This window comes from Pseudomonas sp. o96-267, from assembly GCF_003935465.1.
In the GTDB taxonomy this organism is placed as follows: Bacteria; Pseudomonadota; Gammaproteobacteria; order Pseudomonadales; family Pseudomonadaceae; genus Aquipseudomonas; species Aquipseudomonas sediminis.
On the sequence record NZ_RHQP01000013.1, the window covers coordinates 19542 to 43733 of the forward strand.

The window sequence follows — 24192 nt, forward strand, 5'->3', positions numbered from 1 at the left end:
CCACTACTCCAAACAGTGCATCCCATGCTGAAAAAGCTGTTCAAATCTTTCCACTCACCTCTGCGCCGTGCCCCACGCCCACGCAGCACTCCCGAAGTGCTGAGCAGCAGCCAACATCCGCTCAAGCGCAACGAGATCAGCCGTCACGCCATCAGCGTGGTCGAGCGCCTGCAGAAGGCCGGCTACCAGGCCTATCTGGTCGGTGGTTGCGTTCGCGACCTGCTGCTGGATATCGACCCCAAGGATTTCGACGTCGCAACCAGCGCCACGCCCGAGCAGGTGCGTGCCGAATTCCGTAACGCCCGGGTGATCGGCCGCCGCTTCAAGCTGGTTCACGTGCATTTCGGCCGCGAGATCATCGAAGTCGCTACCTTCCGCGCCAACCACCCACAAGGCGAGGAAGAGGAAAACAGCAACCAGGCGGCACGCAACGAAAGCGGCCGCATCCTGCGCGACAACGTCTACGGCACTCTGGAAGACGATGCACAGCGCCGCGACTTCACCATCAACGCGCTGTACTACGATCCAACCCAGGAGCACATCCTCGACTACGCCCGCGGCATGCACGATGTGCGCAACCATCAGGTACGCCTGATTGGCGACCCTGAGCAGCGTTACCTGGAAGACCCGGTGCGCATGCTGCGTGCGGTACGTTTCGCCGCCAAGCTGGATTTCGATATCGAGAAGCACAGCGCCGCGCCGATTCGCCGTCTGGCGCCGATGCTGCGCGACATTCCCTCGGCACGCCTGTTCGACGAAGTGCTCAAGCTGTTCCTCGCCGGTTACGCCGAATACACCTTTGACCTGCTGCTCGAGCACGACCTGTTCGCTCAACTTTTCCCGGCCAGCGGCGCAGCGCTCAAGCAGAACCCGCAGTACACCGAGAAACTGATTCGCCAGGCGCTGATCAACACCGACGACCGCATCCACGATGGCAAGTCGGTTACGCCTGCCTTCCTCTTCGCCGCACTGTTGTGGCCTGCCCTGCCCGCCCGTGTACTGCAGTTGCAAAGCAAAGGCATGCCGCCGATTCCGGCCATGCAGGAAGCCGCCCACGAACTGATCGCCGAGCAATGCCAGCGCATTGCCGTGCCCAAGCGCTTCACCATCCCGATTCGCGAAATCTGGGACATGCAGGAGCGCCTGCCGCGACGCAGCGGCAAGCGTGCCGATCTGCTGCTGGAGAACCCTCGCTTCCGCGCCGGCTATGACTTCCTCCTGCTGCGCGAACTGGCTGGGGAAGACACCGGTGGCCTGGGCGAATGGTGGACGGACTATCAAGACGCCAACGACAGTGAGCGCCGGCAGATGATTCGCGACCTCGCTGGCAAAGGCGAAAGCACCGGCGCCGCGCCACGCAAACGTCGCCGCAGCAACAACAATCGGCGTAAGCGCAGCGACGAAAGCGGCGGCGAATGATGGAGCGGGTTTACATCGGCCTCGGCAGCAACCTGGCCGAGCCGCTGCAACAGCTACGCGCGGCCTTGCATGCTATCGCCCAGTTGCCGCACAGCCGCTTGCAGGCGCATTCGTCGTTCTACATCAGCGACCCCCTGGGCCCGGCGGATCAACCGCGTTACGTCAACGCCGTGGCAGCGCTGGATACCGCGCTGGAACCCTGGCAGTTGCTCGACGCGCTGCAACGCATCGAGCAGGAGCAAGGTCGCGTGCGCAAGGCCGAACGCTGGGGACCACGCACACTGGACCTGGATATCCTGCTGTTCGGTGAGCGCCTGATCGACGACGAGCGCCTGACCGTGCCGCACTACCACATGCACGCGCGGCCCTTCGTGCTCTACCCGCTGGCCGAGCTGGCCGCAGAGCTGCAGTTGCCAGACGGCCGCAGCCTCAATGCATTGCTCGAAGCCTGCCCCTTCACCGGCCTGGAGCGCCTGCCGGAGTGACGCCCGAGCAAGCGCCAGCCACCTTCACCTTGTTCTGCGCCTGCTACCCGCCGCAAGCCCGCGCCAGCTCTAGCTCGGCCGTTCGCCACGGGCATTGGCGGTAACGCCAGTAACAGAGCGGTAACACCTGCAATTGACTTCACGCCCCCCCATCAGGACTATAGGCGTCCCGTCGCCCAGCGCCGGGCGCACCTTTGATGCCAATCCAGGCCGGATTGCAGCCAGATAGAAGCGGTATACCGAGCCTGAGCGAGGACCTTTGAAATGCCTGACGTTACCCTGACCACCCTGCAGAGCCTCAAGCAGAACGGTGAAAAGATCGCCATGCTGACCTGCTATGACGCCACCTACGCCCATGCGGCCTGCCAGGCGGGTGTCGACGTGTTGCTGGTCGGCGACTCCCTGGGCATGGTCCTGCAGGGCCACGACAGCACCCTGCCGGTCAGCGTCGAGGAAATGGCCTACCACACCGCCTGCGTCAAACGCGGCAACCAGGGCGCACTGATCGTCACCGATCTGCCATTCATGGCCTATGCCACCACCGAGCAGGCTCTGCACAACAGCGCCAAGCTGATGCAGGCCGGCGCGCACATGGTCAAACTGGAAGGTGCTGGCTGGCTGGCCGAGCCAATCCGTCTGCTGGCCGAGCGCGGCGTACCGGTGTGCGCGCATCTGGGCCTGACCCCACAAGCAGTGAACATTCTCGGCGGCTACAAGGTTCAGGGCCGCCAGGAAGCGCAGGCACGGCAGATGCGTGCCGACGCCATGGCATTGGAGCAGGCCGGTGCGGCCATGCTGCTGCTCGAATGCGTACCGAGCGAACTGGCTGCGGAAATCACCCAGGCGGTGAAGGTTCCGGTGATCGGCATTGGCGCAGGCAGCGCCACCGATGGCCAGGTGCTGGTCAAGCACGACATGCTCGGGCTGTCGCTGTCCGGTCGTTCGCCGAAGTTCGTGCGTAACTTCATGGAGGGCCAGAGCAGCATTCAGGGCGCCTTCAGCGCTTACGTACAGGCCGTCAAAGACGGCAGCTTCCCGGCTGCCGAACATGGGTTTTCCGCATGACCACGGTGAAGACCCTGCGCGAGCTGCGCGCAGCCATCGCTCAGGCACGGGCCGAGGGCAAGCAAATCGGTTTCGTGCCGACCATGGGCAATCTGCACGCGGGCCACGTTTCGCTGGTACAGATCGCCGCCCAACGTGCCGACTTCGTGGTTGCCAGCATCTTCGTCAACCCACTGCAGTTCGGCGCCGGTGAAGATCTGGACACCTATCCGCGCACCCTCGCCGCCGACCAGGAGAAACTGCTGGCGGCCGGCTGCCACCTGCTGTTTCACCCCGATGTCGCGGAAATCTACCCGCACGGCATGGGTGACCAGGCCCGCGTCATCGTTCCCGGTGTTTCCGAAGGCCTCTGCGGCGCCAGTCGTCCGGGGCATTTCGAGGGCGTCGCGACGGTGGTGACCAAGCTGTTCAACATGGTCCAGCCTGATCTGGCCGTGTTCGGCGAGAAGGACTATCAGCAACTGGCAGTGATCCGCGCACTGGTGCAGGACCTGAACATGCCGATCCAGATTATCGGAGCGCCAACTCAACGCGCCGAGGATGGCCTTGCCCTGTCCTCACGCAACGGCTACCTCAGCGAGGAGCAACGCGCCGCCGCTCCAGCACTGTATCGAGGCCTGCAAGCGATCGCCGAAGAACTGCAGCGTGGCGCTCGCGATTACGCACGGCTTATCGACAGTACCCAGGCGCAGCAACGTGCTGCCGGCTTCATCCCCGATTACCTGGAGATCCGTAACGCGGTGAACCTGCGCCCAGCCCAGCTCGACGATCATCACCTGGTGGTGCTGACTGCTGCACAGCTGGGTAGCACCCGTCTGATCGACAATCTGGTGGTTGAACTACCACGCCAGTAGCTGCCTGCAAAGGCAGCCGGTTACACTCTCAAAGGCCCGGATCGATCCGGGCCTTTTGCTTTTGTGGACCAGGAGCTCCGATGGCCTATTACCAGCAGCCTCAAGACGTCACCACCCTGCCCGCCTGGCAGGCCCTGCAGCAGCATCGCGCCGAGATGGCCGGTTTCAGCATGCGCGAAGCCTTCGCTGCAGACGCACGGCGCTACCAGCGCTTTTCCCTCGACAGCTGCGGGCTGCTGCTGGATTACTCGAAGAACCTGATCGATGAGCGCGGCCTCGATCTGCTGATTCAACTGGCCGAGCAGGCCGGTCTGCAGGAGTCCATCGCCAGCCTGTACCACGGCGAACAGGTCAACGCTTCGGAAGGCCGTGCCGCGCTGCATACCGCCCTGCGCAGCCCGATTGGCCGCCGCCTGCTGGTCGACGGCCATGACATCATTCCCGAGGTTCACCGCGTCCTGAACCAGGTCACCGAGCTGGTCAGTCGCATTCACAGTGGCCTGTGGCGCGGCTACAGCGAAAAACCGATCAAGGAAGTGGTCAACATCGGCATTGGCGGCTCCTTCCTCGGCCCGCAACTGGTTTCCGAGGCCCTGCGCCCATTCACCCAGCGTGGCGTGCGCTGCCACTACCTGGCCAATATCGACGGCAGCGAATTCCGCGAACTGACCGCCCGCCTCAACCCGGAAACTACCCTGTTCATCGTTTCCAGCAAGTCCTTCGGCACCCTGGAAACCCTGAAGAATACCCTGGCCGCGCGCGACTGGTACCTGGCCATGGGCGGCCCGGAAGAAGAGCTGCACCGTCACTTCATCGCCGTAACCAGCAACCGCAAGGCTGCCATCGAGTTCGGCATCGGCGAAGAGAACATCTTCCCCATGTGGGACTGGGTCGGCGGCCGCTACTCGTTGTGGTCGGCCATTGGCCTGCCCATCGCCCTGGCCATCGGCGTGTCCAACTTCAAGGAACTGCTGGCCGGTGCCTACGCCATGGACCAGCACTTCACCCAGGCGCCATTGGCCGAGAACATGCCGGTGCTGATGGCCCTGCTGGGCATCTGGTACACCAATTTCTGGGACGCGCAGAGCCACGCCATCCTGCCCTACGACCATTACCTGCGTAACTTCACCAAACACCTGCAGCAGTTGGACATGGAGTCCAACGGCAAGAGCGTGCGCCAGGATGGCAGCGCGCTGGACATCGCCACGGGGCCGATCATCTGGGGCGGTGTCGGCTGCAACGGCCAGCATGCTTACCACCAGTTGCTGCACCAGGGCCGCCTGCTGGTACCGGCGGACTTCATCGTTCCGGTCAACAGCTACAACCCATTGTCCGACCATCACCAGTGGTTGTTCGCCAACTGCCTGTCGCAGGCCCAGGCGCTGATGCAGGGCAAGACGCGTGAGGAGGCCGAGGCCGAACTGCGCGCCAAAGGCATGGCCGAGGCCGACGTGCAGCGCCTGGCGCCGCACAAGGTGATCCCCGGCAATCGCCCGAGCAACATCCTGGTGATGAACCGCATCGCACCATTCGAGCTGGGCGCGCTGGTTGCCCTTTACGAGCACAAGGTCTTCGTGCAGAGCGCCATCTGGGGCATCAATGCCTTCGACCAGTGGGGCGTGGAGCTGGGCAAGGAGATGGGCAAGGAGGTTTATCAGCGCCTGACCGGCCAGCTCGATGGCAGTGCATCGGATGCATCGACCCAGGGCCTGATCGCTCATTTCCGCGAACATCATCGCGGCTGATGCACGCGTCTGACGCTGCCCGGGGCCAAGCGCCGGGCAGTGTTCACGGCGCGCAGCCGCTCTTGCGTCGAATATCGCCCCTTGAACCAAGCGCCTGCTTGGGTGCACCCTTGTGATTGTTGCGGACAAACAATTACAAGGAGCCCGCCATGTTCGAGATCACCCGCCACCCCGTGGCCGACGCGGTACGTCAGCGCGCACACCTGGATAACGATGCTTATCTGCGCCTGTATCAACAGTCCGTCGAGCAACCCGAGACCTTCTGGGGCGAGCAGGCCAAGACCTTTCTGGACTGGTTCAAACCGTGGGACAAGGTGCATACCAGCGACCTGAAACAAGGCCACGCCGAATGGTTCAAGGGCGGCCAACTCAACGTTGCCTACAACTGCATCGACCGCCACCTGGAAAAGCGCGGCGAACAGATCGCCATCATCTGGGAAGGTGACAACCCGGCCGAGTCGGCACACATCACCTACAACAAGCTGCACCACAACGTCAGCCGACTGGCCAACGTGCTCAAGGGCCGTGGCGTGAAGAAAGGCGACCGGGTGTGCATCTACATGCCGATGATTCCCGAAGCAGCCTACGCCATGCTCGCCTGCGCGCGTATCGGTGCGGTGCATTCGGTGGTGTTCGGCGGTTTCTCTCCGGATGCCCTGCGCGACCGCATCCTCGATGCCGACTGCCGTGCAGTGATCACCGCCGACGAAGGCGTGCGCGGCGGCAAGTACATTCCCTTGAAAGCCAACGTCGACAAGGCCCTGCAAAGCTGCCCGGACGTCTCCACCGTGGTGGTAGTCGAACGCACTCAGGGCGATATCGCCTGGGTGGAAGGTCGTGATCTCTGGTACCACCAGGCGCTGAAGGAAGTCGATGCCGACTGCCCGGCCGAGCCGATGGACGCCGAGGATCCGCTGTTCATCCTCTACACCTCGGGCTCCACCGGGAAACCCAAGGGCGTGCTGCACACCACTGGCGGCTACCTGCTCGGCGCAGCGATGACCCACAAGTACGTGTTCGACTACCACGAGGGCGACATCTACTGGTGCACCGCCGATGTCGGCTGGGTTACCGGGCACAGCTACATCGTCTACGGCCCACTGGCCAACGCTGCCACCACTCTGATGTTCGAAGGCGTGCCCAACTACCCGGACGCTTCGCGCTTCTGGCAGGTGATCGACAAGCACCAGGTCAACACCTTCTACACCGCACCGACCGCCCTGCGTGCACTGATGCGCGAGGGTCAAAGCCCGGTCAAGAGCACGTCGCGCAGCAGCCTGCGCCTGCTCGGCACGGTGGGCGAACCGATCAACCCGGAAGCCTGGGAGTGGTACTTTCATGTGGTGGGCGATAGCCGCTGCCCCATCGTCGATACCTGGTGGCAGACCGAAACGGGCTCCATCCTGATCACTCCGCTGCCTGGTGCTACCGACCTCAAGCCCGGCTCGGCCACCCGTCCGTTCTTCGGCGTACAACCGGTGCTGCTCGACGAACAGGGCAAGGAGATCGATGGCCCCGGCAGCGGCGTACTGGCCATCAAGGCGAGTTGGCCGAGCCAGATCCGCAGCGTCTACGGCGATCATCAACGCATGATCGATACCTACTTCAAGCCTTACCCCGGCTACTACTTCACCGGTGACGGCGCACGCCGCGACGAGGAAGGCTACTACTGGATCACCGGCCGTGTGGATGACGTGATCAACGTCTCCGGCCACCGCATCGGTACCGCCGAAGTGGAGAGCGCGCTGGTGCTGCACGATGCAGTGGCCGAAGCGGCAGTGGTCGGCTACCCGCACGATGTGAAGGGCCAGGGCATCTATGCCTACGTCACCCTGATGAATGGCCAGGAGCCTTCCGACGAGCTGAAGAAGGATCTGCTGACCCTGGTCGGCAAGGAGATCGGCAGTTTCGCCAAGCCGGAACTGGTCCAGTGGGCACCGGGCCTGCCCAAGACCCGCTCAGGCAAGATCATGCGCCGCATCCTGCGCAAGATCGCCTGCAACGAGCTGGAGAACATGGGCGACACCTCGACCCTGGCCGACCCCAGCGTGGTCGACAGCCTGATCGATCAGCGTCTCAACCGCTGACCCTCCGCCCCGCCCCCAAGGGGCGGGGCTCAGCTTGTCTTGCGCCAGCCAAGCGCCGAAACTGCGCGCCATGGAAACCCTACGCAGACAAATCGAAAAACAGGTGCACAGCCTCACCGGCGCATCGCTGGGCGTGCTCGACCTCGATCAGCCGCACGGTGATGCCGGCCTGTTCGGCCCCGAGTCGATGGTCTGGAAAGTCCACGCCGACTTCACCGCGATGATGGTCGGCGGCATCTCCGCCCTGCTCCTGCAGATGCTCCACCCGCTGGCCTTGGCCGGGGTGTGGGATCACTCTACCTTTCGCCAGGACATGCTCGGCCGCCTGCGCCGTACCAGCCTGTTCATCGCCGGCACCACCTATGGTGGCCTGCACGATGCCGAGCAATTGATCGACAAGGTGCGCCGCATCCACCTTCAGGTGGTCGGCAGCGCGCCGGACGGTCGCCCCTATGCCGCCAGCGACCCCGAGCTGCTGACCTGGGTGCATGTCTCCGAGGTCAGCCAGTTTCTCGCCGGCTACCTGCGCTACGTCGACCCGCAACTGCCGGTGGCCGAACAGGATCGTTACTACCGCGAAGTGGCATTGATCGCCGAACGCCTCGGCGCGCAGGACGTGCCTAAATCGCGCCAGGCCATCAGCGACTACCTCCAGCGCATGCGCCCGCAATTGCTGTGTGACGCGCGAACCCGCGAAGTGGTGCGGCTGCTGTATGCCGCACCGATGCCCAATATTCTCGCCAAACCCTTCGGCAATCTGATGATGCAGGCCGGTGTAGACCTGCTGCCGGACTGGGCCAGCGACCTGCTCGGCGAGCACCAGGCCCCCTGGCGCCGTCCGCTGATTCGCAGCAGCGTGCAACGCACCGCCACGCTGCTGCGCTGGGCGATTCGTAACAGTGCAGCGCAGCGCGCCCAGCGTCGTTTAGCGCCGCGCCTGTAGGCCACCGTCCAACGTCCATCCCCCGCGGCTTTTCTTGATAAACTTGCGCCTCCTTTCTCCGAGACGCCGCGCATGCCTTCTCTTGACCAGGCGCTGCGCGCCGCCCTCGCCGCTCGCGAAAACCTCCTCGCAGACCTGCACGCCCAAGGCACCGACTGCTACCGACTGTTCCACGGTAGCCAGGAAGGCGCGCCTGGCCTGACCGTGGACCGCTACGGCCCGCAGTTGCTGGTACAGAGTTTTCATCAACCGCTTGAGGCCGGCGAGCTACACAGCATCGTCGGCAACGTCGAAACTCATCTGGGTCAGCCGCTGCTCCTGGTCTACAACGACCGCTCCAAGGGCAATTCGCGGATCGATCGCGACCCAACCCTGTTCCAGGCCGACGAGGCAGCGCTGGAGGATATGGTCGGCCACGAATGGGGGCTGAATTACCGCGTACGCGGCCGGCATGCCGGACAGGACCCGTTGCTGTTTCTCGACCTGCGCAACGCTCGCGGCTGGATCAAGGCCAACAGTGCCGACAAGTCCGTGCTCAACCTGTTCGGCTACACCTGCGGCGTCGGTCTGTGCGCCGCGGCGGGTGGCGCACGCGAGGTGACCAACCTCGACTTCGCCCAGGGTAACCTCGCCGTGGGCCGCGAAAACAGTGCGCTCAACCCCGAGTTGCCCGCCATGCAGTTCATCCAGTCCGATTACTTCCCGGCGATTCGTCAGTTGGCCGATCTACCGATCAGCAGCCGACGCGGGCAAAAACTGCCGAGTTACCCGCGCCTGCAACCGCGTCAGTTCGATCTTGTGTTCCTCGACCCGCCAGCCTGGGCCAAGAGCGCCTTCGGTACGGTCGATTTGCTGCGTGATTACCAGAGCCTCCTCAAGCCAGCTCTGCTGGCCACTGCCGAAGGCGGCACCCTGGTGTGCTGCAACAACCTGGCAAAAGTGGAGATGAGCGACTGGCGCGCCCAAGTGCTGCGCTGCGCCGAGAAACTCGGCCGCTCAGTGCAGGATTGCCAGGTCATCGTCCCTGCATCCGACTTCCCTTCGCATGATGCCAAACCGCCGCTGAAAACCCTGATCCTGCAGCTTTGAAACACGGCCGGCACGCAATCTGAGTGCAGCGATAACGACCGGAACCGAACCGCCGTGCCATACTCCAAGTCGTCTCCTCGTCTGGATAGATGACGCCAAGCCATGCCCAAAGGACTGAAGCGCGCGCTGAGCGCACTGTTGATCACCGTTTTCCTCTACAGCCTGATCGACTTTCTGATTCTGCCGGGCATCGCCCTGCGTGTCGCCAATCAGCAGTTGGCGCAGTACGCCACGGTGCCCGCCTCGCTGCAGCGCGTGCAGCTCAACCCCTTCACACTCGAGCTGAGCCTCTGGGGCCTGAGTATCGGCGAGAGTGGCCAGGAGCAACTGAGCTTCCAACGCCTCTACGCCAACCTGCAGAGCGACAGCCTGTGGAGCGGTGCCCTGCACCTGAGCGACGTCGAGCTCGACGGCGCGCGCACCGAAATACTGTTCGGCAAAGACGGCACGCTCAATCTCACCCAACTGTTCCGTCTACCGCAAAGCCAGGCAGAACCCAAGGCCGAGAGCAGCGAGCCCTTCCCACTGCGCATCGACAGCATTCGTCTGCGTGAGAAGTCACTGCGCTTCCAGGACCTGCGCCCGAGTGAGGCCGTGGAATTCGCCTATGACGCGCTCGATCTGGAACTGCACAACCTCAGCACGCTGGCCGGTGACAACGCCGAAATGACCATGACCGCCAGCGGACCACACGGTGCGCAGATCGACTGGCGCGGTCAGGTCAGCCTGACGCCCATTACCTCGAGCGGCAGCCTGAGCGTCAGCGATGGCCGCCTGAGCACCTTCTGGCCTTATGTGCGCGACGCACTGCCACTGGTACTCAAGGAAGGCCAGGTCGATCTCAGCAGCGACTATCGCCTCGACCTGTCCAGCGGTACCGAGCTGCAACTGAGCAAGATCAAGGTGCAGTTGGCCCCCTTTGCCATCGACGACCCGCAAGGTAAACCGCTGGTACGCCTGCAACGCCTGGATATCGACAACACCAGCCTCGACCTAGCCAAGCAGCAGGTGGTGGTCGGCCAGGTGCGCAGCCAGGGCCTGGAGGCCTGGGCGGCGCGCGAAGCCGACGGCCAACTGGACTGGCAGAAGCTGTTCGCCAAACCCGAAAGCGCCAAGCCCGAGGCTGCCGAACCCACGGAGCAGGCCGGCGAGAGCAAGCCCTGGCAAGTGCTGCTGCAAGATGTGCAGCTGCGCGACTACAAGGCTCACCTGGCCGACCGTGTACCGCAGCAGGAAGTGGCCGTGGATGTCGGCCCGCTGAACCTCGACCTGAAGAACTTCGACAGCCTCGGCGACAAACCTTTCGACCTCAGGCTCGACACCGGCCTGGGCAAGCAGGGCAAGCTGCAGGCGGCCGGCAACGTACAACTGAGCCCAACCAGCGCTCAACTCAAGGTCGCCACGCAGGACATCGACCTGCGCCTGGCGCAGGCCTATCTGAGCCCCTTCATTCGCCTGGAACTGCGCAGCGGCCTGCTCGGCAGTGATCTCGACGTGCAGCTCAGGAGCACCGAGCCGCTGGCGCTCAGCGTCACCGGCAGCGCCAGGGTCGATCAGCTGCACACCCTGGACACCTTGCGCGAACGCGATTTCGTGCGCTGGAAGCAGGTACGGGTGGGCGGCATCGACTATCGCCATGGTCAAAGTCTGGCCATCGAGCGCGTCGAACTGGATCAGCCCTACGCACGCTTCGTGATCAACGAGAACCTGACCACCAACGTCAGCGAGCTGATCGTGCCGCAGCCGGCGTCGCCGAACGAGAGCAAGGCCGATGCAGGTAAGCCTCTGGCGATCCGCATCGGTGGCGTAGCCATCAATGACGGCTCGGCCAACTTCGCCGACTTCAGCCTGACCCCCAGCTTCGCCACCGCCGTTCAGCAGATGAACGGGCGCATCGGCGTACTCGACAATCAGAAGCCGCAAGCCGCCAGCGTCGATATCCAGGGTAAGGTCGACCGCTACGCGCCGATGAGCATCAAGGGCAAGCTGACGCCTTTCGATCCGCTCAACAGTCTGGATATCGCCACCAGCTTCAAGAATGTCGAGCTGACCACCATCACGCCCTACTCCGGCAAATTCGCCGGTTATCGCATCCGCAAGGGCCGCCTCAACCTCGACCTGCACTACCGCATCGAGAAAGGCCAGCTCAACGCCGAGAACAAGGTACTGGTGGAGAACCTGCAACTGGGCGAGCGAGTCGACAGCCCGGACGCCGTGGACCTGCCGATTCGCCTGGCAGTCGCCCTGCTCAAAGACACTCAGGGCCGCATCGCCATCGAGCTGCCGGTCAAGGGCGACCTCAACAATCCCGAGTTCAGTGTCATGCCCATCGTCTGGCAGACCCTGCGCAACCTGGTGCTGCGCACAGCCCAGGCGCCGTTCAAGTTCATCGCCGGGCTGGTCGGCGGCGGTAACGTCGACCTCAGCACCGTGCCGTTCGCCGCCGGTTCTGCAGAGCTTGAGGGTGACGCGCGCCAGGCACTGGACACGCTGGCCAAAGCGCTCGGGGAACGCCCCAACCTGCGCCTGGAGGTGGAAGGCCAGGCCGCACAGAGTGCCGATGGCCCGCTATTGGCCGAACAGCGTCTGCAGCGCGAATTTCGCGAAACCTGGTACAAGGTGCTGCAACGCCGTGGTGACAGGGTGCCGGCCAGTCCCGATGAGCTGACGGTCGCCGAAGACGAACAAGCCGCTCTGCTCGAAGGCATCTATCGCACCCGCCTCAAGCAGCAGCCGCCGGCCGAATGGGCCGAACTGGACAAGGAGCAACGCCAGCAGAACATGCGCACGGCGGTGCTGGACTCCTGGGCTCAAAGCAAGCTGTTGTTGCGCCAACTGGCTCAGCAACGCGCTGCAACGATCAAGGATTATCTGGTTGAACAAGGCGGGTTGTACGATGAACGCGTCTACCTGATCGATGCCAACCTAGGTGAACCCGAAGCCGACGGCCGCGTGCTCACCACCCTGCACCTGGACAGCCAATGATCATGCGCAGCTTATCCATCATCACGCTTGTCACCCTGACTGCCGGCCTGCTCAGCGCTACCGCGCAGGCCGACACGCTACGCTGCGGCAGCGCCCTGGTCAGCCTTGGCGACCGTCCGTTCGAGGTGGAACGCAAATGTGGCGCGCCGGTGCACCGCGATCCGGTCGGCTACACCCTGGGCTCCTATGACCGCCGCGAGTACATGATCGAGGAGTGGGTATACGGCCCGAGCAACGGCATGCTCAGCATCCTGCGCTTCGAGGGTAACCGCCTGACGGCCATCGAACGTCGGCGCGAACGCTGAACAGGAGGCTCTCATGCGCAAATTCAGCTGTCTGCTCACCCTGCTCTGCCTGCCTCTGATGGCCGAGGCGTCTTCCACCTACCGCTGCGGTAGCGCCCTGGTCAGCAAGACAGCGCCCACCGCAGAGGTGCTGAACAAATGTGGAGAGCCGTCCAGTCGCGACTTTGTCGGTTACAAGGAAGTGGTCGACAGCTACGGTTTTCGTAATGAGGTGAGTGTCGAGGAGTGGATCTACGGCCCGAAAAGCGGCATGTACCACTTCCTGCGTTTCGAAGGCGGGCGCCTGACCGAGGTCCGCAGCAAGCGCGGCAGTTGATGCTGCGCTGCATGCAGCACACTCGCAGTGACGATCGCATCGTGCGCCCTGCATAAAAATCAAGGCCCCGCCGGTCACACCGGCGGGGCCTTCGCGCCTCCATGCTTGTCGCTATCCGTGCTGATCAGGCGTCCTGCCTGTAGCCATCCGTGCTGAAGAGATATCCGTTTCTGAAGCTATCCGTACGTATGGGCATCCTTGCCAGGCAATCCGTGCTCAGAGCTTGTCGCTGAAATCGCGCAGCTCTTGCTGGGCCTTTTCCTTGGTCCAGCCGTAACGTTCTTGCAGCTTGCCGGCCAGGTATTCGCTGTGGCCCTCGGCGACGTCCAGGTCGTCATCGGTCAGGTTGCCCCAACGCTCCTTGATGCGACCGTTGAGCTGCTTCCATTTGCCTTTGATGATGTCGCTATTCATGGTCATTCTCCCAGTGACAGAAAGTGAGGCCGGGCTTTAGCCCGGCCGGCTCGGCTATCAGTCAGCGGCTTTCAGGGCATCGGCGGACACGTCACGCACACCCTCGATTTCCTTGGTCTTGGCGATAGCCAGATCACGCTCGGCATCGGTGGCAACAGTGCCGGACAGAGACACCACGCCCTGGTTGGTCTCGACCTTGATGTCCAGCGCGCTGAGGTTCGAGTCTGCAACGAAGGTGGACTTCACTTTGCTGGTGATCCAGGTGTCGGATACCGCCTGCTCGGCTTTATCCACAGTGTCATTGGCTGCCAGCATGGTCGGCTGTGCAGCGAAGGCCGCCGAGGCCAGAGACATGCTCAGTACGGCAGCGGTCAGGGTGGTAGCGGCAAAACGGTTGATTGGCTGTTTCATGATTCGACTCCTGTACATTCCAGACAATCTGCAAACCATCTCCTGGCTGCAGGTTCACCAGTACTGTTGCAGGGGCTGTGCCAGGTTTTAAAAATAAAATATTCCCTTTAAAAACAAATAATTAACAAAATATCAAACCATGCTTTTGATTGCATTTCGCCGAGTTGGATGAAAAGCCTCGGGCAATTTGCATGATCTTGAAGTACTGACGTACTCGATCAGGCCCATAAGGGCATCAAAGGCACGCATGAACCGATATCGGCTCGCTGCCGCTGCCGGAAACTGCCTGCTGCAGGCCCTTGATGGCATGAACAGTGACCGGCGCACAAATCGCGATGCGCGCCCAGGAAGTCTCCGGTGCAAGCGGCAGAACCTGCCGATCAAACACAAAAAGGCTTTTCGCATAGCTTGGAGCAAGTGCGAGTTGACACCGGACTGGCAATTACGTGTTAGCTGTCGATGACTTGACACTCTCCATTAGCACGCCGCCTGGCCTGATGGGTTTCGCCCCTTACGGGCGAGTCACTTTCTCTTGCTTGCCCAAGAGAAAGTAACCAAAGAGAAGGGCGCCCCACCATCCGGTCCCGGCTGCGCCGGGGTTCCCTCGTTCCATCACCGCTCCAGGGGCCCGCCGTGAAGGGCCATCCCTGGCCCATCACGGCTCTCGCGGCATCCATGCCGCTCAACCCCTTCCACGGCGACTCCACTCGGCCTCCTGAAGGGGATTTGGACGTCGTCTGTACCATCGCAGTTGAAGAGCAAAGGCCAGACGCCGCCAATTCCAATTCCGTAAAGATTACGCAAGCTCGCGACCTGGTCCCCTTCAGGAGGCCGAGTGGAGGTGTTGCGTAGGGGAGCGAGCCGCATGGATGCGGCGAGAGGCTTAATGGGCCAGGGATGGCCCATGTAAGCCGGCCCCCGGAGCAGCGCCGGAGCGAGGGAAGTTTCGCGTAGCGAAACCCGGATGTCGGGGTGCCCTTCTTTGGCACACCTTTCTTGGGCAAGCAAGAAAGGTGTGGCGCCCGTAAGGGGCGCAACCCAAACGCTCAGCGCACGCAGTAACGGATAGTGCTAAGTCAGTAAGCGATACGCACACAAACTTGCCAGTCCGGTGTCAAACGTATCCTCCCCGCGAGAATGCGAAGAACCAAAAAAAGGGCTCCCGCAGGAGCCCTTCTCGTTCGAACAGACCAGCCGTGCTTAGACGCCAGAGGCCTCGGCAGCAGCTACGTCCTTGATCGACAGTTTGATACGGCCGCGGTTGTCCACGTCCAGTACCAGCACCTTCACTTCCTGGCCTTCCTGCAGCACGTCGGTGACCTTCTCCACGCGCTGATCGCTCAGCATGGAGATGTGCACCAGACCGTCCTTGCCCGGCAGGATGTTGACGAAGGCACCGAAGTCGACGATGCGCTCGACCTTGCCGACGTAGATCTTGCCGATCTCGGCTTCTGCGGTAATGGCCAGTACACGCTGCTTGGCAGCCTCGGCGGCTTCCTTGGTTTCGCCGAAGATCTTGATCGAGCCATCGTCCTCGATGTCGATCGAAGCCTTGGTCTCTTCGCAGATACCACGGATGGTCGCGCCGCCTTTACCGATGACGTCGCGGATCTTGTCCTGGTCGATCTTCATCGCAATCATGGTCGGCGCGTTGGCCGACAGCTCGCTGCGCGATTGGGCGATGACCTGGTTCATCTGGCCGAGGATGTTCAGGCGAGCTTCCAGCGCCTGCTCCAGCGCCTGCTCCATGATCTCTTCGGTGATGCCCTGGATCTTGATGTCCATCTGCAGTGCAGTAACGCCATTGGCGGTACCGGCAACCTTGAAGTCCATGTCGCCCAGGTGATCTTCGTCGCCGAGGATGTCGGTCAGAACGGCAAACTTGTCGCCTTCCTTGACCAGACCCATAGCGATACCGGCAACCGGCGCCTTCATCGGTACACCAGCGTCCATCAAGGCCAGGGAAGCGCCGCAGACGGAAGCCATCGAGGAAGAACCGTTGGACTCGGTGATTTCCGAAACCACGCGAATGGTGTACGGGAACACGTCAGCAGCCGGCAGCATGGCCTGAACCGAACGACGTGCCAGACGGCCGTGACCGATTTCGCGGCGGCCAGTGGCGCCCATACGACCACACTCACCGACCGAGTACGGTGGGAAGTTGTAGTGCAGCATGAAGGGGTCTTTGCGCTCGCCTTCAAGGGTATCGAGCAGTTGCGCGTCGCGAGCGGTACCGAGGGTGGCAACGACCAGTGCCTGGGTTTCGCCACGGGTGAACAGCGCCGAGCCGTGGGTCTTGTCCAGAACGCCGACTTCGATGTTCAGGCCACGCACGGTGCGGGTGTCACGGCCATCGATACGCGGTTTGCCGTTGACGATGTTCTCGCGCACGGTGCGGTATTCGATTTCGCCGAAGGCTTCTTTGACTTCACCGGCGGAAGGCTGACCTTCTTCACCGGAGAACTTGGCAACGACCTGATCTTTCAGCTCGCCCAGACGCGCATAGCGGTCTTGCTTGATGGTGATGGTGTAAGCCTGGGAAATTGCCTCACCAAACTCGCTACGGATAGCGCTCAGCAGAGCAGTATTCTCGGCTTTCGGCTGCCAGTCCCAGGTCGGCTTGGCGGCTTCGGCGGCCAGCTCAGTAACAGCCTGGATGACCGATTGGAATTCCTCGTGGGCAAACAGCACGGCGCCCAGCATCTGGTCTTCGGTCAGCTCTTTGGCTTCCGATTCGACCATCAGCACGGCGTCCTTGGTGCCGGCCACGACCATGTCCAGGCTGGAGGCCTTGAGTTGCTCGTAATTCGGGTTCAGCAGGTAGCCAGTTTCCGGATGGAAGGCGACGCGCGCGGCACCGATCGGGCCGTTGAACGGGATACCGGAGATAGCCAGAGCGGCCGAGGTACCGATCATCGCAGCGATGTCCGGATCGGTCTTCTTGCTGGTGGAAACCACGGTGCAGATGACCTGCACTTCGTTCTGGAAACCTTCCGGGAACAGCGGGCGGATCGGACGGTCGATCAGACGCGAGGTCAGGGTTTCTTTCTCGGAAGGACGCGCTTCACGCTTGAAGAAACCACCCGGGATCTTGCCGGCAGCGTAGGTCTTTTCCTGGTAGTGCACGGACAGCGGGAAGAAGCCCTTGCTTGGGTCGGCAGTCTTGGCGCCGGTTACGGCGACCAGCACGCTGACGTCGTCGTCAACGGTGACCAGCACTGCGCCGGAGGCTTGACGGGCGATACGGCCAGTCTCGAGGGTAACGGTCGACTGACCGAACTGGAATTTCTTGATTACCGGGTTCACGGTGTTTTCCTTCTCTTTGTTGCCTTGGGGGAAATTGGAAAGAAGCGCGGGAGTCGGACCCGGTGCATCCCTCGAAAAGCCAAAAGCTGGAAGCCCAGCGCCACGAGGTGAGGATCACTCCCCACTCGCGACGCCGAACTCCCAGCTTCCAACTTGTGCAGCTCGCGCCTATTAACGACGCAGGCCCAGGCGACCGATCAGGGCGCTGTAACGACTGGTGTCTTTACCCTTCAGGTAGTCCAGCAGCTTACGACGCTGGTTAACCATACGGATCAGACCACGACGGCTGTGGTGATCCTTACCGTTGGCCTTGAAGTGACCTTGCAGCTTGTTGATGTTGGCGGTCAGCAGGGCAACCTGCACTTCCGGGCTACCGGTATCGCCTTCAGCTTGCTTGTAGTCGTTAACGATCTGGGCTTTTTCTTCAACGCTGAGTGCCATGTTGGCTTCCTCTCATCTGGAAACTGCCGAAGCAGTCTCAATAGGCCGGGAATCGCTTCCCGTGTTTTAAAAAGAGGTATGACCGTGCCTACTAACAGCCACCCTCGCAGCACCTGATGACGACGTCGTCAGCATCAGGCTTTCAGCCATCTCGGCCGAACCGTTCGGTGCTACGCACCGGTATAAATCAATCGACGCGGGGCGATACGCCCATCGTCACTCACTTCACCGATGCCGATGAAGCGACCATTGTGATCCTGCACCCGCACCATGCCGAACTTCGGTGCTTCCGGCGCTCGCACTGGCTGCCCTTGCAACCAGTAGAACGCACTGTGCTCGGAGAACTGCAGCAGCGGCCAGTCCTGCAGACCGCTATCGGCCGGTAGCAGGAAGCGATCCAGCGCCTCGTTACCACCTTCGGCGTGTGCGGCCTCCAGTTCTTCCAGCGTCACGGTACGCGTCAGATCGAACGGGCCGGCCTTGGTACGGCGCAACTCGGCGACATGTGCACCGCAGCCGAGCAACTGGCCGAGATCCTCGACCAGCGTACGAATATAGGTGCCTTTGCTGCAATCAACCGCCAGACGGGCCTGCTCGCCTTCGCAGGCCAGCAGTTCCAGGCGCGCAATAGTAACAGAACGCGCTTCGCGCTCCACTACTTCACCCGCACGAGCCAGCTTGTAGAGTGGCTGACCGCCCTTCTTCAAGGCCGAGTACATTGGCGGTATCTGTTTGATTTCACCGCGAAAACGCGGCAACAGCGCCTCAATCTCGGCGCGACCGACGGTCACCGGGCGCCGTTCGATAACATCGCCTTCGGCATCACCAGTGGTGGTGGTGACACCCAACTGAGCGACGGTCTCGTAGCCCTTGTCAGCGTCGAGCAGATACTGGGAGAACTTGGTCGCCTCACCGAAACACAGCGGCAGCACACCAGTGGCCAACGGGTCGAGGCTACCGGTGTGACCGGCCTTCTCGGCATTGAGCAGCCAACGCACCTTCTGCAGCGCGGCGTTGGAGGTGAAACCGTGCGGCTTGTCGAGCAGGATGATGCCGTCGACCTTGCGGCGAATACGTTTGACCTGCGCCACGCCTTACTCCTTGGAACCCGCGGTGTCGTCGTGCAGACGATCTTCCGCCACGGCACGCTCGATCAGTGCCGACAGGTGAGCACCGCGCTGGACGCTCTCGTCGTAGTGGAAGTGCAGCTGTGGCACGCTGCGCAGCTTCATCGCCTTGCCCAGCTGCATGCGCAGGAAACCGGCTGCGTCGTTGAGTACCTTGAGGCTCTCTTTGATCGCCTCGGCATCATCCTGCCCCATGACGGTGATGAAGACCTTGGCGTGACCGATATCACGACTGACGTCGACTGCGGTGATAGTCACCAGCCCCAGACGCGGATCCTTGACCTCACGCCGAATAAGCTGGGCCAGTTCGCGTTGCATCTGGTCGCCGATACGCTGGGTACGGCTGTAATCTTTGGCCATTTTCTACTTACCTTTACTTCGTCCGCTGTCTGTTCGCCAGCGGACTCAAAAGCGGCAAACGCCCGGCCGCGCGAATGCGGGGCCGGGCGTTGCGTGTTGCGACTCGCGATTACAGGCTGCGAGCCACCTGGACTTTCTCGAACACTTCGATCTTGTCGCCGACCTTGACGTCGTTGTAGCTCTTCACCGCGATACCGCACTCCATGCCGTTACGCACTTCGGCGACGTCGTCCTTGAAGCGACGCAGCGATTCCAGCTCACCTTCGAAGATCACCACGTCTTCACGCAGCACGCGGATCGGACGGTTGCGGTAGACGGTACCTTCGATGACCATGCAACCGGCAACCGCGCCAAACTTCGGCGAACGGAATACGTCACGCACTTCGGCGGTGCCCAGAATGTTCTCGCGAACATCGCTGCCGAGCATACCGGTGAGCGCCTTCTTGACGTCTTCGATGATGTCGTAAATGACGTTGTAGTAGCGCATGTCCAGGCCTTCAGCCTCGACGATCTTACGCGCACCAGCGTCAGCACGGACGTTGAAGCCGAACAGTACGGCGTTCGAAGCCAGCGCCAGGTTGGCATCGGACTCGGTGATACCACCGACGCCGCCACCGACCACGCGCACTTGCACTTCGTCGTTGCCCAGGGTGCTGAGCGAGCCTTGCAGGGCTTCCAGAGAACCACGCACATCGGACTTGAGCACGATGTTGAGGGTTTTCTTCTCTTCCTGGCCCATGTTCTCGAAGATGTTTTCCAGCTTGCCGGCGTGAGCACGGGCCAGCTTGACCTCGCGGAACTTGCCTTGACGGAACAGGGCAACTTCGCGGGCCTTCTTCTCGTCGGCGACCACGGTCATGTCGTCACCGGCATCCGGCGTACCATCGAGGCCGAGAATCTCGACCGGAATGGACGGACCTGCTTCCTTGATCGGCTTGCCGTTCTCGTCGAGCATGGCGCGCACGCGGCCATAGTTGACGCCGACCAGCACCATGTCGCCCTGACGCAGGGTACCGTCCTGAACCAGCACGGTGGCTACCGGGCCACGGCCCTTGTCCAGACGCGATTCGACCACCACACCACGACCCGGGGCCGACGGAGTGGCTTTCAGCTCGAGGACTTCAGCCTGCAGCAGCACAGCCTCGAGCAACTCGTCGATACCGGTACCGGCCTTGGCGGAAACCGGTACGAATGGCGCGTCGCCACCCCACTCTTCCGGAATCACATCCAGTGCGGCTAGGCCGTTCTTGATGTTGTCCGGATTGGCTTCCGGCTTGTCCATCTTGTTCACTGCAACCACGATCGGCACACCAGCCGCTTTCGCATGCTGTACGGCTTCCTGAGTTTGCGGCATCACGCCGTCGTCAGCTGCGACGACCAGGATGACGATGTCGGTCGCCTTGGCACCGCGTGCACGCATGGCGGTAAACGCGGCGTGACCGGGGGTGTCGAGGAAGGTGACCATGCCACGCTCGGTTTCCACGTGGTAAGCACCGATATGCTGGGTGATGCCACCCGCCTCACCGGAAGCCACCTTGGCGCGACGAATGTAGTCGAGCAGCGAGGTCTTACCGTGGTCAACATGGCCCATTACGGTCACGACTGGAGCACGGGATACGGCCTCACCTTCGAACTTCAGCGACTCGGCCAGGGAATCTTCCAGGGCGGTATCGCTGACCAGCTTGACCTTGTGGCCCAACTCTTCGGCGATCAGTTGGGCAGTTTCCTGATCCAGCACCTGGTTGATGGTGGCCGGGGTGCCCATCTTGAACATGAACTTGATGACTTCGGCGGCCTTGACCGACATCTGCTGAGCCAGATCGCCCACCGTGATGGTTTCGCCAATGGCCACTTCACGCACCACCGGACCGGCCGGAGCCTGGAAGCCATGCTGGTTGCGCTTCTTCATCTTCGACTTGCCGCGGCCACCACGACGGAAACCGTCGCTTTCTTCATCGACGCTACGCGGAGCGACGCGCGGAGCCGGCGCCTTCTCCTTGGTCGCGGGGCGATGCTGGGTGTGCTTGCGATCGCGACGCTCGTCTTCATCAGAGCGTGCCTTCTCGGGGCGACGCACTTCTTCTTTCTTGCGCTCGACTTCGACGACCGGAGCGACAACCAGCGGCTCGCTGACAGGCGTCGGCGCGGCAGCAGGTGCGGCAGTATCGTCAGGGGCACTGGCAGCCTGGCGCTTGGCTTCTTCTTCGGCCTTGCGCTTGGCTTCTTCCTCGACCTTCAGGCGCTCGGCCTCGGCAACTGCCTGCTGAGCTTCCAGCTCACGCTGCTTCTCGGCTTCGAGCTCTTCCGGGCTGCGCTTGACGAAGGTTTTCTTCTTGCGCACTTCAACACTGATGGTCTTGCTACCAGCAACGCGCAGCGTGCTGGTGGTCTTGCGTTGCAAGGTGATCTTGCGCGGCTCTTCGACCTTATCGCCGTGACTGCTCTTGAGATGGGCCAGCAGGGCCTGTTTCTCACTATCGGTCACTACTTGTTCGGCACTGTCGTGGGACAGGCCAGCTTCACGCATCTGCTGCAGCAGGCGCTCAACCGGGGTGTCGACCACTGTGGCCAGTTCTTTCACCGTGACTTGCGTCATGCATCTTTCTCCTCAGGCCGCAACCGCTTATTCGAACCAATGGGCTCGGGCGGCCATGATCAGCTTGCCGGCACGCTCTTCGTCGATGCCGTCGATGTCGAGCAGGTCGTCAATCGACTGCTCGGCCAGGTCTTCACGGGTAATCACGCCGCGCAGCGCAAGCTCCAGAGCCAGCGCCTTGTCCATGCCTTCCAGTTCCAGCAAATCATCTGCCGGATGGGCATCGGCCAACTTCTCCTCGTTGGCGATCGCCTTGGTCAGCAGACGATCCTTGGCCCGTGCACGCAGCTCATTGACGATCTCCTCGTCGAAGCCGTCGATACTGAGCATTTCTTCCATGGGTACGTAGGCAATCTCTTCGAGACTGGTGAAACCCTCTTCAACCAGGACTTGTGCCAGCTCTTCGTCGACTTCCAGCTCGTCGATGAAGGACTGCATGATGTCGCCGGTTTCTGCCTGTTGCTTGGCCTGAATGTCCGCTTCGGTCATCACGTTCAGGGTCCAGCCGGTCAATTGACTGGCAAGACGCACGTTCTGACCGCCACGACCAATGGCCTGGGCCAGGTTGTCTTCGCCAACGGCGATGTCCATGGCATGGGCATCTTCATCGACGATGATCGCAGCCACTTCAGCCGGCGACATGGCATTGATGACGAACTGCGCGGGGTTGTCGTCCCACAGCACGATATCGACGCGCTCACCGCCCAGCTCGCCGGAAACGGCCTGGACGCGCGAACCACGCATACCGATGCAGGCACCCTGCGGGTCGATACGCTTGTCCTTGGAGCGCACGGCGATCTTGGCGCGCGAACCCGGATCACGGGAGGCGGCCTTGACGTCGATCAGCCCTTCGGCGATTTCCGGTACTTCGATGCGGAACAGCTCGATCAGCATTTCCGGAGCGGTACGCGACAGGATCAGCTGCGGGCCGCGGTTCTCGGTACGAATTTCCTTGAGCAGGGCACGCAGACGCACACCGACGCGGAAAGTCTCGCGTGGGATGATGTCTTCACGAGCCAGCAGCGCCTCGGCGTTGTTACCCAGGTCAACGATGACGTTGTCGCGGGTGACCTTCTTCACGGTGCCGGAGATGATCTCACCCAGGCGCTCGCGGTAGGCGTCTACCACCTGGGCACGCTCGGCCTCGCGCACTTTCTGCACGATGACCTGCTTGGCGGTTTGCGCGGCGATGCGGCCGAACTCGATGGAATCGACCTTCTCTTCGAGCACGGTACCGATCTTGGCGTTGGCCTCAACGGCCTGCGGCATATCCTCGGTCACCTGGTAGGCAGGGTCCTCGAACTCGGACTCGTCGACCACGGTCCAGCGCCGGAAAGTTTCGTAGCTACCGTTCTGACGGTTGATCGACACTCGCAGGTCGACCTCGTCCTCGAAACGTTTCTTGGTGGCGGTCGCCAGAGCCAGCTCCAGCGCCTCGAAAATCACGCCGGCCGGTACACCCTTTTCGTTGGATACCGACTCAACAACCAGCAGTACTTCTTTGCTCATCGTACGCCTCGCCTTTCGCAATCCATTGGTTCTGCGCAGTCCGCGTCACGTTCACGCCATTGGCGCTATCGTCGTGAGCTGCCGCGCTACCTTCGCGCCATCTGTGTCGCTCGCGCTGCGCCGAAAATCGGCAGTTCAGCAGCGCCACAAAATCCGCATATCAATCAAATCGGGGGATGATATTGGCCTTGTCGATCAGGTCGATCGGCAACAGATACTCGTGGTCATCCACCTGAACTACCACGTCCTGCTCCTCCACACCGCGAAGGAGGCCTTGGAAGTTACGACGCCCGTCGAAAGGCGAACGCAGCTTGATCTTCACCTGTTCACCGGCATGCGTCGCAAACTGTTCGATGGTGAACAACGGACGATCCATGCCAGGAGAAGAAACTTCCAGTGTGTACTCCGAGGTAATCGGATCCTCGACATCGAGTACACCACTGAGCTGACGGCTGACGATTTCACAATCATCGATGAGGATGCCATCGGCTTTATCGATATAGACACGCAGCAGCGAATGACGCCCCTGCGACAGGAACTCGATGCCCCAACATTGGTAACCGAGCGCCTCGATTACTGGGGCCAACAAGGCCTGCAACTGTTCTAGCTTGCTCGACACTTAACGGCCCTCGTGCATGCTGTGCAAATAAAAAATGGGCGAAACGCCCATCCCTTCAATCCGCCGTGAATACCAACGGACACTGTCTTTCAGCTAACAAAAAGCCCCTGAAAAGG

General features: G+C 61.9%; 20 protein-coding genes. 11 read left to right on the plus strand and 9 right to left on the minus strand.

All coding sequences use genetic code 11. From position 1 onward, the window contains the following. Positions 1 to 24: 24 nt before the first annotated feature. From EGJ86_RS10925 to EGJ86_RS10975, 11 genes are all read left to right on the plus strand, one after another. Positions 25 to 1419 carry a polynucleotide adenylyltransferase PcnB gene (locus EGJ86_RS10925; RefSeq protein ID WP_106735403.1) on the plus strand — a complete coding sequence of 465 codons (1395 nt, stop codon included), beginning with the start codon at positions 25 to 27 and terminating at the stop codon, positions 1417 to 1419. Then, positions 1416 to 1904, plus strand: coding sequence for a 2-amino-4-hydroxy-6-hydroxymethyldihydropteridine diphosphokinase (gene folK, locus EGJ86_RS10930; protein ID WP_106735402.1), 489 nt, complete (start codon positions 1416 to 1418; stop codon positions 1902 to 1904). Before EGJ86_RS10925 ends, folK begins: the two co-directional genes overlap by 4 nt. 264 nt (positions 1905 to 2168) lie before the next feature. Then, positions 2169 to 2969, plus strand: coding sequence for a 3-methyl-2-oxobutanoate hydroxymethyltransferase (gene panB, locus EGJ86_RS10935; RefSeq protein WP_125835128.1), 801 nt, complete (start codon positions 2169 to 2171; stop codon positions 2967 to 2969). Then, positions 2966 to 3823 (plus strand): pantoate--beta-alanine ligase, encoded by an 858-nt coding sequence (gene panC, locus EGJ86_RS10940; RefSeq protein ID WP_099526086.1) that lies wholly within the window; start codon positions 2966 to 2968, stop codon positions 3821 to 3823. The genes panB and panC overlap by 4 nt, the downstream gene beginning before the upstream one ends. Before the next feature lie 80 nt (positions 3824 to 3903). Continuing rightward, the gene (gene pgi, locus EGJ86_RS10945; RefSeq protein ID WP_125835129.1) at positions 3904 to 5568 is read left to right on the plus strand and encodes a glucose-6-phosphate isomerase; all 1665 of its coding nucleotides are present in this window, start codon (positions 3904 to 3906) and stop codon (positions 5566 to 5568) included. A gap of 149 nt (positions 5569 to 5717) precedes the next feature. Then, positions 5718 to 7655, plus strand: coding sequence for an acetate--CoA ligase (acs, locus tag EGJ86_RS10950; protein ID WP_125835130.1), 1938 nt, complete (start codon positions 5718 to 5720; stop codon positions 7653 to 7655). Positions 7656 to 7725: 70 nt separating this feature from the next. Continuing rightward, positions 7726 to 8598 (plus strand): oxygenase MpaB family protein, encoded by an 873-nt coding sequence (locus EGJ86_RS10955; protein WP_125835192.1) that lies wholly within the window; start codon positions 7726 to 7728, stop codon positions 8596 to 8598. Between the two features lie 72 nt (positions 8599 to 8670). Beyond that, a complete protein-coding gene (locus EGJ86_RS10960) occupies positions 8671 to 9687 on the plus strand; it encodes a class I SAM-dependent rRNA methyltransferase (protein ID WP_125835131.1) in 1017 nt (338 codons plus the stop codon). Positions 9688 to 9789: 102 nt separating this feature from the next. Beyond that, positions 9790 to 12672, plus strand: a complete 2883-nt coding sequence (locus tag EGJ86_RS10965) for a DUF748 domain-containing protein (RefSeq protein ID WP_125835132.1) — start codon at positions 9790 to 9792, stop codon at positions 12670 to 12672. Further along, the gene (locus EGJ86_RS10970) at positions 12669 to 12977 is read left to right on the plus strand and encodes a DUF2845 domain-containing protein (protein ID WP_074679487.1); all 309 of its coding nucleotides are present in this window, start codon (positions 12669 to 12671) and stop codon (positions 12975 to 12977) included. Before EGJ86_RS10965 ends, EGJ86_RS10970 begins: the two co-directional genes overlap by 4 nt. A 13-nt stretch (positions 12978 to 12990) precedes the next feature. Next, on the plus strand, positions 12991 to 13293 hold the full coding sequence (locus EGJ86_RS10975; RefSeq protein WP_125835133.1) for a DUF2845 domain-containing protein: 303 nt from the start codon (positions 12991 to 12993) through the stop codon (positions 13291 to 13293). A gap of 216 nt (positions 13294 to 13509) precedes the next feature. Here EGJ86_RS10975 and EGJ86_RS10980 read toward each other — a convergent pair whose 3' ends face one another. The 9 genes from EGJ86_RS10980 to rimP all read right to left on the minus strand — a co-directional run bounded on the left by EGJ86_RS10980 (position 13510) and on the right by rimP (position 24076). Continuing rightward, a complete protein-coding gene (locus tag EGJ86_RS10980; RefSeq protein ID WP_013716987.1) occupies positions 13510 to 13707 on the minus strand; it encodes a CsbD family protein in 198 nt (65 codons plus the stop codon). A gap of 57 nt (positions 13708 to 13764) precedes the next feature. Beyond that, positions 13765 to 14118 carry a BON domain-containing protein gene (locus EGJ86_RS10985; RefSeq protein WP_106735392.1) on the minus strand — a complete coding sequence of 118 codons (354 nt, stop codon included), beginning with the start codon at positions 14116 to 14118 and terminating at the stop codon, positions 13765 to 13767. A gap of 1200 nt (positions 14119 to 15318) precedes the next feature. Beyond that, the gene (gene pnp, locus EGJ86_RS10990) at positions 15319 to 17424 is read right to left on the minus strand and encodes a polyribonucleotide nucleotidyltransferase (protein WP_125835134.1); all 2106 of its coding nucleotides are present in this window, start codon (positions 17422 to 17424) and stop codon (positions 15319 to 15321) included. A 171-nt stretch (positions 17425 to 17595) separates the two neighbouring features. After that, positions 17596 to 17865, minus strand: a complete 270-nt coding sequence (gene rpsO, locus EGJ86_RS10995) for a 30S ribosomal protein S15 (RefSeq protein WP_004424394.1) — start codon at positions 17863 to 17865, stop codon at positions 17596 to 17598. A 170-nt stretch (positions 17866 to 18035) separates the two neighbouring features. After that, entirely contained in the window at positions 18036 to 18956 is a 921-nt protein-coding gene (gene truB, locus EGJ86_RS11000; protein ID WP_125835135.1) for a tRNA pseudouridine(55) synthase TruB, read from the minus strand. Between the two features lie 3 nt (positions 18957 to 18959). Further along, positions 18960 to 19352 carry a 30S ribosome-binding factor RbfA gene (gene rbfA / locus EGJ86_RS11005; RefSeq protein WP_004424397.1) on the minus strand — a complete coding sequence of 131 codons (393 nt, stop codon included), beginning with the start codon at positions 19350 to 19352 and terminating at the stop codon, positions 18960 to 18962. A 109-nt stretch (positions 19353 to 19461) separates the two neighbouring features. Then, positions 19462 to 21948, minus strand: a complete 2487-nt coding sequence (infB, locus tag EGJ86_RS11010; protein WP_125835136.1) for a translation initiation factor IF-2 — start codon at positions 21946 to 21948, stop codon at positions 19462 to 19464. A gap of 27 nt (positions 21949 to 21975) precedes the next feature. Further along, on the minus strand, positions 21976 to 23457 hold the full coding sequence (nusA, locus tag EGJ86_RS11015) for a transcription termination factor NusA (RefSeq protein ID WP_099526097.1): 1482 nt from the start codon (positions 23455 to 23457) through the stop codon (positions 21976 to 21978). A gap of 160 nt (positions 23458 to 23617) precedes the next feature. Beyond that, positions 23618 to 24076, minus strand: a complete 459-nt coding sequence (rimP, locus tag EGJ86_RS11020; RefSeq protein ID WP_099526098.1) for a ribosome maturation factor RimP — start codon at positions 24074 to 24076, stop codon at positions 23618 to 23620. Positions 24077 to 24192: the final 116 nt, after the last annotated feature.